The sequence below is a fragment of the Pseudonocardia nigra genome (assembly GCF_019396355.1).
GTDB classification, from domain to species: Bacteria; Actinomycetota; Actinomycetes; order Mycobacteriales; family Pseudonocardiaceae; genus Pseudonocardia; species Pseudonocardia nigra.
Genome location: NZ_JAHKRK010000249.1, coordinates 1 through 9,496 on the forward strand (window position 1 = coordinate 1; position 9,496 = coordinate 9,496).

The following is a 9,496-nucleotide window of genomic DNA, read 5'->3' on the forward strand; positions in this document are numbered from 1 at the left end:
GATCCCCCGAGTTCACCACGAACCCAAGGATCAACACCCGATCCCAAGCCCGTTTGACCCTTGGGTTCCGGTCGAAGAACCTTCAGTTTCGCTGAACTCTGGGCTTTCGCACGGTGCCGTAGACGTGGCCGCGGCGCAGCGCGAAGTCGTCGACGCCGAGCACCGGTAGCTCGCCGATCTGCGGGTCAGGCAGCCTGCGAAGCAGCCGCAGCAGAGTATCGCGGCCGGTGGGTATGCCGGGCAGCGAGCCGGGCGCCCGCACGTCCAGCCAATGCGACCGCGATCGCGGTCAGCGCCTCTCGCAGCACCGATGTGCGCCGCGACCGCGGCACCGCCAGCGCTGCGGGCTGCTCGACAAACGTCCGCGTCGCGCAGACTGTGTTGTCGCAGAAGAACCGGCGGACCTGCAACCGTAGCTGCACCGGCCGGCCCGCGATCGGGGCGTCAGCCAGCCGCCGCTGATAACGGCTGTGCGATCGCACCGACACCTGCCGACACCGCGGACACTCCGCACCTTCAGCGCGCAGTCGGCCGCCCAGGGCCACCCCGGCACCGCAATCGGTCACGGTCTCGATGACCACCGACCCGAGATGCGGCAACAGCACGTCAAGATCACATTCGAGTGATCCTCCACGGCTCGGTGATCAGGCAGCGCGAGACACGCCGAGCCATGATCACGCAAAGTGCGCCAGAACCCGGATCTTGACGTGGATCGCGTCGATGAAGATCACCGGGTAGACCGGGTCGAGTGGCCGGTTCTGCCACTCGACCATGCCCTCGACCACCTTGTCGGTGATCGTCGAGATCGTCTGGCGCGACACCTGCGCGCCGTAGACCTCGGCCAGATGGGCCGCCACCTCGCCGGTGGTCAGGCCCTTGGCCGACAGCGAGATGACCAGCTCGTCGATCCCGGACAGGCGCCGCTTGCGCTTGGCGACGATCTTCGGCTCGAACGACCCATCGCGGTCGCGCGGGACGTCAATCTCGACCGGGCCGACCTCGGTCAGCACCGACTTGGTCCGGTGCCCGTTGCGGGATTGGCTGTGTCAATCAGAACTGGCCCCGGACTTCTCCTGAGATGTGGCCCCACCCTGGCCGGGCTCGATGTCGGAAGTTCTCCTCGGATTTGGCCCCACCCGTTGGCGCGGCAGTTCGGGATGGGCGGGGCCGGCGGCGGCTCGAGCGTTGTCGGCGATCTGTCGGGCCTGCTCGGAGTAGCCGTTGCGGTGGCTGTGGTCGGACTGGTCGGCGATCCGGGTGAACAGCTCGGCCTTGCGGGTAAGGAACGCCGTGCGCCCCGCGGGGTCGGGGCCGCCTGGCCCGCGGCGGAGCTCGGCGAGGTGGTGGAGGAACTCGGCGATGTCGCGGGCGGTCACGGCGTCGTAGTCGTCGCTGGTATCGATGTTGTCGCTCATGGCGCGCTCCTGTCCCGGTCTCGGGTGATGGGCTGGTTCTTCGCGCGCCGGCGCTGGGTGGCGCGCAGCCGGTAGGACTCGGTGCCGGTTTCGATGATGTGGGCCTCGAAGGTGATCCGGTCGACGATCGCGGCGCAGAGCCGGGGGTCGGTGAAGGTGCGGGCCCATTCGGAGAACGCGGAGTTCGACGCGACCGCGACCGAGGCGCGTTCCTCGCGTTCGGTGAACACCTGAAACAGCAGTTCGGCGCCGCGGCGGTCGAGCTCGAGGTAGCCCAGCTCGTCGAGACACAGCAGGTCGACCCGGCCGTAGCGGGCGATGGTGCGGGAGAGGAGCTTGTCGTCGGCGGCTTCGACGAGTTCGTTGACCAGGGCGGCGGCGGTGACGTAGCGGACGCGGTAGCCGGCCTCGGCGGCGGCGATACCCAGCCCGATCAGCAGGTGACTCTTGCCGGTGCCGGAGTCGCCGATCAGACACAGCGGTTGGCCGGTGCGGATCCAGGCGCCCTTGGCCAGGGTGTGGATCAGGCCGGGGTCGATGAGGGGGTTGAGGGTGAAGTCGAAGTCGTCGATTCGTTTTGGGCGGGGGAACCCGGCCTCGCGGATCAGTCGGGTCTTGCGGCGGTCCTCGCGTTCGTCGCATTCCATCGCCAGCAGCTCGACCAGGAAGCCCTTGTAGCCGGCCTTCTGCCGGGCGGCGGCCTCGGCGATGCGGGCGTGCTGGGCGCGGATGGTGGGCAGCCGCAGGATCGGGCAGGCCTGCTCGATCGCGGCGTCCGCGGCGGCGTCGGTGAGTTCGTCCCGACCGGCGGGCCGTGTCATGAGCTGCGCTCCTGTCCGGCCCTGCGCTCCTGTCCGGCCCTGCGCTCCTGTCCGGCCCTGCGCTCCTGTCCGGCCCGGTGGGTCAGCAGTTGGTCGTAGTCGCGCACCGTTGGTGCTGGTCGCCGGTCGGTGGGCAGCACCCCCGCCGCCGATGACGCCGCCGACGACGCGGCCTGGCGCCGCGCCCCGAGGGTCACCACCGCCGCCCGGGATCGCCGCGGCGGCGCCGACGCGGCGTCGATCGTCGGGGCGGTGCCGGTGGCCGTCCCGGTCGTGGCGGTGTGCTTGCGGGCCTCGATGGCCACCGCGTCCGCGGACACCGCGCCCGCGGCCAGCGCGGCCCGGATCCCGGCCAGCACCGCGTCCCGGCTCAGCCGCCGGTGCAGCAGCAACACCTCGATCAACACGCGGGTGCCAGCGGCGTCGCCGTGGGTGTTGCGGGCGGCGGCCCAGAACGCCTCGTGCGCCGCGGTGAACCGGCCCGCCGCCCGCGCCTGCGCCAGCGCGGTCGACCCGGGCAGCGCGCCCGGCTTGCCGAGCAGGATCTCCAGGTAGTGGTCCAGCTCCAGGCGACAGCCGCCGCGGGCGACCAGCCGCGGATGGGTCGCCACCCGCCGCGAGCCGTCGAACACCTGCAGTTCCGACGCCGACAGCGCCACCCGGACCCGCGCCCCGATCAGCCGAGCCGGCACCGAGTACTGGCACTGCCGCACCATGATCTGGGCGTAGCGGTCGACCCGGGCGGTCAGACAGAGCGCGGTGTCGAACCGCTCGGCCGGCAGCGCGACCAGCAGCGGCGCCTCGGCGGCGAACGCTACGCCCACGCTGTCGGCGCGGCCGTCGATGCGCCGGTCGTCCTCGGCCGCGTCCGCGGCGGCGAGGCGGGCGTTGAGCTCGGCCAGGGTGTCGACCTCCGGGACGGGGACCAGATGGGTGCGGCGGAACCGGCCGCCGTCGCCCTCCACCCCGCCCTTCTCGTGCGCCCCGTCCTTGCCCGGTAGGCAGTAGAACGCCTCGAACCCGTAGAACGCCCGAAACGCCAACCAGCGCCCGGACTCGGTGCGGTTGCGCCCAAACAGCACCCGGTGCACCGCCGAGCGCAGGTTGTCGTAGCGGATCTTGTCGAACGGGACCCCGCCCAGGGTCTCGAACGCGGCCACATGCCCCTCCAGGAACGCCTCCTGCCCCTGGGAGGCGAACACCCGGTGCACCGCCTTGCCCGAGTGCGACAACCGCAGCGTGAACAGGAAACACTTGGTCATCTCCCCGGCCAGGCGCACCCACAGATCGGCGAAGTCGACCTCGGCCTCCGCCCCCGGCGGGTGACACTGCGGCACGAACCCGGCGACCACCCCGGCCCGAGCCCCGTCCCGGGCCGCCGCCTCCGCCACCAGCTGCCGCCGTCGCCGGTGCACGTACTTCGCCACATACGAGTACGACACCTGCGCGTGGTGCTCCGCGCCGAGCCACTCGAAGATCCGCTTGGCGGTATGGCGCTGCTTGCGCGGCGCGGCCAGGTCCTCGGTCAGCATCGCGTCGATCGCGCTCCGCACCGTGTCCAGCACCAGGGTGCGCCGCGGCGGGCTCTTGCGCGGCGGCGGGATCGGCGACTCGATCGCCTCCCGCACCGTGCGCCGATGCACCCCGTACTTGTCCGCCAGCGACCGGATCGACAGCTGGTTGCGCTGCCAGTCGAACCGGATCGCCGCGTACAACTCCACCCTCGACCCCATCCCGGCCCCTGCGACAGGAGCGGACCGACGAGCAACGGACAGATCAACGATCCGCCCGAACCCGCGATCTACATCGCAACCCGGCGGCGTGTCGCCCGCCGACGCCACGCCGGGTGGGGCCAATTCCGAGTGCTACGCCCGCACCGGAACCAGCCCGAGGTGGGGCCGGAACCGAGGAGAACTGTGGGGCCAGTTCAGAGTGCTACAGCCAGCGGGAGTTCCCGCCGTCGCGGCCGGCGACGTCGTGGCGGTCGTAGCCGAGGTGGTCGGTGATCTCGCCTTCGAGTGCGGACTCCAGCACCCGTTTGGTCAGCTGCGTGAGCAGCCCGCCCTCGCCGGTCAGCGCCAACCCGTCCTGGCGGGCTCGGCCGGCCAGACGGGCAATCAACTGCTCGTCCACCGCGTCCAGCTCGGCACTCGACACGGCCGGCGCCGGCTCGTCACCAAGGACGTCGAGATCGACCGCCTGCTCGGGCACCACGTCGGTCACGGGTGTCAGTCTCCTTGATCGGAGTTACACCGTTGTACTTACAGTCCCCACACCAGCCCGGCGACGTCGCTCACCACGGTGAGCGCAGGAAGGTGGTGGCGCGATGTGTGGGGCTGGTCTGCTGGGACTGGGCGGGTGGTTGGCGAACGACGGCTAGCCGCCCGTTCTTGCCAGTGATACGGCAGCGGGTGCGGCCGCGGTGCCGGTCCAGTTCCAGGTCGATGCTCGCCGCGCCGACGCGTAGGCCGTCCAGGCGCAGGTCTGGTAGCCAGTCGGGTAGGTGGGGGTCGATGAGGAGCATGCGGGCGGGTGCGGCGGGCCGGGCCGCGAGCAACGCCTGGACGATCATGACGATGGTGCTGGCTGACCAGGCTTGCGGTGCGTTGGAGTCCGGATAGATGCCTGGATGTGGGTGGTCGGTGTCGCGGGGCAGGCCACCGACCGCTTCGGGTAGCCGGAAGTCCTCGAAGAGCCCGGTGGTGTCGAAGACTGCCTCGGCGAGGCGGTGCAGGTGGGAGGTCAGTCCGTAGCGGGCCATACCGAGGGCAAAGGTCCCGTTTTCGACTGGCCAGACGCTGCCGCGGTGGTAACTGAAGGGGTCGTAGCCGGGGTTTGCGCTGGACAGTGTGCGGATGCCCCAGCCGCTGAACATGTCCTCGGCGAGGAGCCGGTCAGCGACCAGCTTGGCCTTCGCGTTCGGCACGATGCCGGTGACGAGTAGGTGGCCGGGGTTGCTGGTGACCGACGTCACCTGGCGCTTGCGTTGGTCCAGGGCGAGGGCATAGGTGCCCTCCTCAGGCATCCAGAAGGCCTCGTCGAAGGCAGCGCGCAGTCGGCGGGCCCGCTGGGTGAGGACTGCGGCGAGCCCGCGGTCGCCGAGCATGGCGAAGACCACCGCGGCGTGTCGCAGCGCGGCGTAGTAGTAGCCCTGCAGCTCGCAGGTGGCAAGCGGCGGTCCGAGGAGGTTTCCGTCCGCGTCGGCGATGGAGTCCGGTGCGTCCTTCCAGCCTTGGTGCGGAACGCCTTGCGCTGACTTGGTGTCGTATTCGAGGAACTGGTCGCCGTCGGCGTCGCCGTAGCGTTCCAGCCAGGTGAGGGCGCCGCGGGCTGCGGGTAGCAGTTGCCGTACCGTGGAGGTGTCACCGGTCCAGGCGAGGTACTGGCCCAGGAAGACCAGGAAGTCGACGGGGGTGGCGTAGTCGCCGTAGTAGGCCAGCATCGGATCCAGCCCGAGCGCGGAGATGGGCCCGGTGCGGGCCTGGTGCAGCAGCTTGCCGGGTTCAGCGTCGTGCAGGTCGTCGATGCCCTCGGTCTGCCAGGCGGCGTTCTCCACCAGTGCGTCGCGCAGCATGGAGGGCATGGCCATCGCTGCCTGCCAGGCGGTGGTCAGGCTGTCCCTGCCGAAGAGGTACTGGTAGAGCGGGTAGCCCGCCGCCGGCATTGCCGGTCCGTGGGTGCTGCCCAGCGCGGTGGTCGCCAGGTCGTCCACGGCGGTGCGCCATGCGGAAGCGACGGTGGGATTGGTCGTGAGCAGCCTCGGGGTCTCGGCACGCAGCTGGTCGCGCACCTTGCCCGTGGGGCTGGTGGCGGTGTCGGGCGTGAACACGGCGGGAGGCAGGCGTCGGGGCCGCCCATCGACGAGGGGTTGTGCGGTGAGGACGAGCTCGGCCGTCGCCTGCGGCTGCGCCCAGAGGGGAATGGTGAGCTGGCGGTTGCTGAAGGAGGCGTCCGTAGGGCCTTCTACCAGTTCGAGCTCGACGGCGCGATCCAGATCGGGGTGCAGGTAGCGGAGGCAGGCGCTGCGCCCCTCGGGGGAGACCGTCCACTCGACCTCGCCCTGCTGCTGGCGTGATCCGGAGTCAGCTTCCTGGGTGTCGGCGAAGTCCGCATCCAGCAGCAGCACCAGCTGTGCCCGTACCGGCTGGGTGGAGTAGTTCAGCAACCTGATGCGGGTGCGCAGTCCCTCATCGAGGAAGTGCGCGACTTGCAGGTAGGCGCCCTGCTCGGGAACGTCGGGGCCGGGAGGTAGCCGGAGGTAGGCCAGATGGGTGTGTCGATCCACTGGCGAGGCGCAGAAGCCGGTGACCGGCTGTCCGTCGCTGCGCACCTCCCAGCGCGAGAGCAGCCGGGTGTTCTCGAACCAGAACCCTTCGCTCTGGTTTCCGGTGAGCGCCCCGTGCACATCGGTGACCAGCAGGGATCGGCCGCTGTAGGCGAAGAGGGCCTCCGGGCGGGTCCGAAGGTTCACCTGCGGTGTCCTGACCCGGCTCATCGGCGAGCCTTCAGCTTCAGGAGGACAGCAGCTGCAGCGGCCGCGGCCAGCACGCGGCCACGCTGGTGGTGCAGCCCGATGAGCCGGGTGTAGGCGCTGGTGCTCTTGCTGTTCGTCCCGAAGCTTCCGGTGACCGCGCCGGGGCCGGAGCGGGGCTGCTGCAGGTTGGACTCGCCCTGGTCGGGCTGCTGCTGTCGCTGCTGCTTGACGAAGATCTGGTTCCTGAGGGTGAGCAGCCGGTCGGTCAAGGCCGGGCTCAGCCGCTGCAGGACCGCCATCTGGGCCGCCGAGGCGCCGACGTAGACGTGGCGTCGGGGTTGCTCGGCCGCAGCCAGGATGGCCTGGGCAACGACCGAGGCCTCATACACCGGGGGAATCGGCGCCGGGCGGACCCCCATCCAGGAGGGGGCGACGTCGAAGAGGGGCGTGTTGATCGATCCGGGCAGCACGGTCGTGACCGTCACACCCGACTTGGCGTGCTGCTCCTCCAGGCGCAGTCCCTCGTATAGGGCGACCAGTCCGTGCTTGGCCACGCAATAGGGGACCTGCAGAGGCACTGAGCGCACCCCCAGTGCGGAGCTCACTCCGATGATCGTGCCCTGGCCCTGCTCGCGCATCAGCGGCAGGACCGCCTTGACGCCGTGGATCTGCCCCAGCAGGTTCACCTCGAGGAGGCGGTGGATGGCCTCGACCGGCGTGGAGGCGATGTCGCCGTAGCCGGAGACAGCTGCCGCGTTGATCCAGGTGTCGATCCGCCCGAAGCGGCTCATCGCCGCTGCGGCCAGGGAATGCACCTGCTCCCAGCTGGCGACGTCGGTCGCGACGCTCAGCGCCTCACCGCCGAGTTTGTCGATCTCGGCGGCGGCGGCCTCGAGTGCGTCGCTGGCCCGCGCGGCCAGGACCACCTTCGCGCCGCGACGGGCGAACTGCTGCGCCGTCTCGCGGCCGATCCCGGAGGACGCGCCGGTCACGACGACGACTTGCTGGCTGAGCGGACGACTCATCAGTGTCTCCCTGTTCTCGGGTCGGTCTTGCTCCTGAGGACGGCTACGTCAGTGAGCGTGGGGCAGTGAGCCTGGGGCAGTGAGCGTGGGGTCAGGCGCTACCCGGGGTCAGAAGGCGAGGGAGGTGCCACCGCCGGAGTGGAAGAGGCCGTAGAAGATGCCGGTGAGCAGACCGAAGCTCAGGTGACCGACGAAGGAGGTGGCCACGTCGAGTGCGCCGTAGTTCTTGTAGGCGAAGCCCTGCCTGCCGACCGCGCCGGTCTCCGGGTCGATCGAGGGAATGATCTTCACCACGGGCCCGGCGAGGGTGTAGTGGATCAGGGCACCGATCAGGCCCCACAGCCAGAGGGCCCCGTCCACGCCGATCAGCCGGAAGAACACGGCATAGCCGATGGCGATCGCCGCGGCGAGTACCTCGTGGAACAGCATCCCGACCAGGTATCCAGAGCCCCCGCGCAGCCCGAACAGGTTGCCCCAGGTGCGGAAGATGTTCTGCTTCACCCGCAGGCCCAGCGCCTTCTGCAGGTAGACAGGGCCCTCCATGACGGCGCCGGCGATCAGCCCTGCCAGAATCGCCGGCCAGACCTCGACGTTGATCACTGTTCCTCCTCGGTGCCCCTTGTCAGGGCTCGATCGACGAACCCGGCCGCGAGTTCACGGGCTTCATCGCATGCTCCTCGCCAGTACCCACCCGGCGGGAAGGTGAACCCGACAGGAATGTGCCACTCGATCGAGGACGCCGGCTGACAGCAGGTGTTGGCGGCGGTGTCCAAGCAGCTCATCACCCTGGCCGAAGCCGGCCTCCTCACCCGTCGCCGCGCCAGCCGACGCGTCTACTTGTCGGGTGAAGGATCCCGGGCGCGTTGCCCGCATGCTCACCGACGCCGAGGCACTGCTGATCGCCGCCCGGTCACCGCACGACAGCGACCGGCCAGGTTGAGCGACGTTGCGACGAGCACCTGGCTACCGCCGTTCACGACGACCGACAGGCGCCGTGCCGCCTGCGGCACTTCAGAACAGACACTGCCCGGACGCGGCGGCGAATCCATCCACCCCGGGCCGGGCAAGGACGGTGCTGAGATCGGCCGAACGAAGCCCGTGCGGCTCGTACCCAACCGACCCCGGTGGCCGGCCGCCGGGGCCGGCGTGCGCCAGGCCCGCACATCACAGGGCGGCTCAGAGGGCGGCGTCGAGAGACAATGCGGGATGCGCAGCCGCATACACCGTGCCGGCCACGGCCCCAAAGACGAGGTGGCCGACACAGAAGGTGATCACATCGCGGTGGCCGTAGTGCCGGTAGAACACCCCCGGCGGTGCCAGCCGTCCAGGGATGTCTGGATGCAGGTCAGACCACGCCCCGACCACCACCCCGCCCAGCGCGGCGTGCACTGCACCGGTGAAGAGCCCCCACCAGGCCAGGTGGTCGTTGCCCACCGCCGCGAAGAAGGTGGAGTACAACAAGACGATGGCCACGGCCAGCACGGCGTGACCCACCCAACCGACCAGGCGCCGGTAACGCCGCGGGGCGCGAAGGATCGCCCCGCCCTCGGCGAAGATGTCCTGGCGCACTCCCCGGCCCAACGCGCGCCGGGCGTAGGCCGGCGACTCCATGCACTGAGCCGCGACCACAGCCGCGACCACAGCCGCGACCACAGCCGCGACCACAGCCGCGACCACAGCCGCGACCACAGCCGCGACCACAGCCGCGACCACAGCCGCGACCACAGCCGCGACCACAGCCGCGACCACAGCCGCGACCAC

Annotated in this window: 8 protein-coding genes and 2 pseudogenes; all 10 read right to left on the reverse strand. The window is 70.3% G+C overall.

Annotated elements, in window-relative coordinates:
• Window positions 1-185: 185 nt before the first annotated feature.
• Window positions 186-605, reverse strand: a complete 420-nt coding sequence (locus KME75_RS35985) for a transposase family protein (protein WP_219419413.1) — start codon at window positions 603-605, stop codon at window positions 186-188.
• Between the two features lie 90 nt (window positions 606-695).
• Window positions 696-1,043, reverse strand: a pseudogene (locus KME75_RS35990) (transposase); the annotation flags it as partial.
• Window positions 1,044-1,046: 3 nt separating this feature from the next.
• Window positions 1,047-1,415, reverse strand: a complete 369-nt coding sequence (locus KME75_RS35995; protein ID WP_219419414.1) for a hypothetical protein — start codon at window positions 1,413-1,415, stop codon at window positions 1,047-1,049.
• A complete protein-coding gene (gene istB / locus KME75_RS36000; protein ID WP_219419415.1) occupies window positions 1,412-2,236 on the reverse strand; it encodes an IS21-like element helper ATPase IstB in 825 nt (274 codons plus the stop codon). Before istB ends, KME75_RS35995 begins: the two co-directional genes overlap by 4 nt.
• On the reverse strand, window positions 2,233-3,969 hold the full coding sequence (gene istA, locus KME75_RS36005; RefSeq protein ID WP_246633516.1) for an IS21 family transposase: 1,737 nt from the start codon (window positions 3,967-3,969) through the stop codon (window positions 2,233-2,235). The genes istB and istA overlap by 4 nt, the downstream gene beginning before the upstream one ends.
• A 211-nt stretch (window positions 3,970-4,180) precedes the next feature.
• Window positions 4,181-4,378: pseudogene (locus tag KME75_RS47145) on the reverse strand (IS256 family transposase); the annotation flags it as partial.
• 151 nt (window positions 4,379-4,529) lie between these two features.
• Entirely contained in the window at window positions 4,530-6,731 is a 2,202-nt protein-coding gene (locus tag KME75_RS36015; protein ID WP_246633517.1) for an amylo-alpha-1,6-glucosidase, read from the reverse strand.
• Window positions 6,728-7,735, reverse strand: a complete 1,008-nt coding sequence (locus KME75_RS36020) for an SDR family oxidoreductase (protein ID WP_219419418.1) — start codon at window positions 7,733-7,735, stop codon at window positions 6,728-6,730. The genes KME75_RS36015 and KME75_RS36020 overlap by 4 nt, the downstream gene beginning before the upstream one ends.
• Before the next feature lie 108 nt (window positions 7,736-7,843).
• Window positions 7,844-8,335: a hypothetical protein gene (locus tag KME75_RS36025; protein WP_219419419.1), complete on the reverse strand. Its 492-nt coding sequence runs from the start codon at window positions 8,333-8,335 to the stop codon at window positions 7,844-7,846.
• 576 nt (window positions 8,336-8,911) lie between these two features.
• A partial coding sequence (locus KME75_RS36030) for a hypothetical protein (RefSeq protein WP_219419420.1) occupies window positions 8,912-9,496 on the reverse strand: 585 nt, incomplete at its 5' end.

Excerpts from the sequence above, each read along its gene's own strand:
- KME75_RS36015 (WP_246633517.1), bottom strand. The coding sequence starts at position 6,731 with ATGAGCCGGGTCAGGACACCGCAGGTGAACCTTCGGACCCGCCCGGAG.
- istB (WP_219419415.1), bottom strand. The coding sequence starts at position 2,236 with ATGACACGGCCCGCCGGTCGGGACGAACTCACCGACGCCGCCGCGGAC.
- KME75_RS35995 (WP_219419414.1), bottom strand. The coding sequence starts at position 1,415 with ATGAGCGACAACATCGATACCAGCGACGACTACGACGCCGTGACCGCC.
- istA (WP_246633516.1), bottom strand. The coding sequence starts at position 3,969 with ATGGGGTCGAGGGTGGAGTTGTACGCGGCGATCCGGTTCGACTGGCAG.
- KME75_RS36020 (WP_219419418.1), bottom strand. The coding sequence starts at position 7,735 with ATGAGTCGTCCGCTCAGCCAGCAAGTCGTCGTCGTGACCGGCGCGTCC.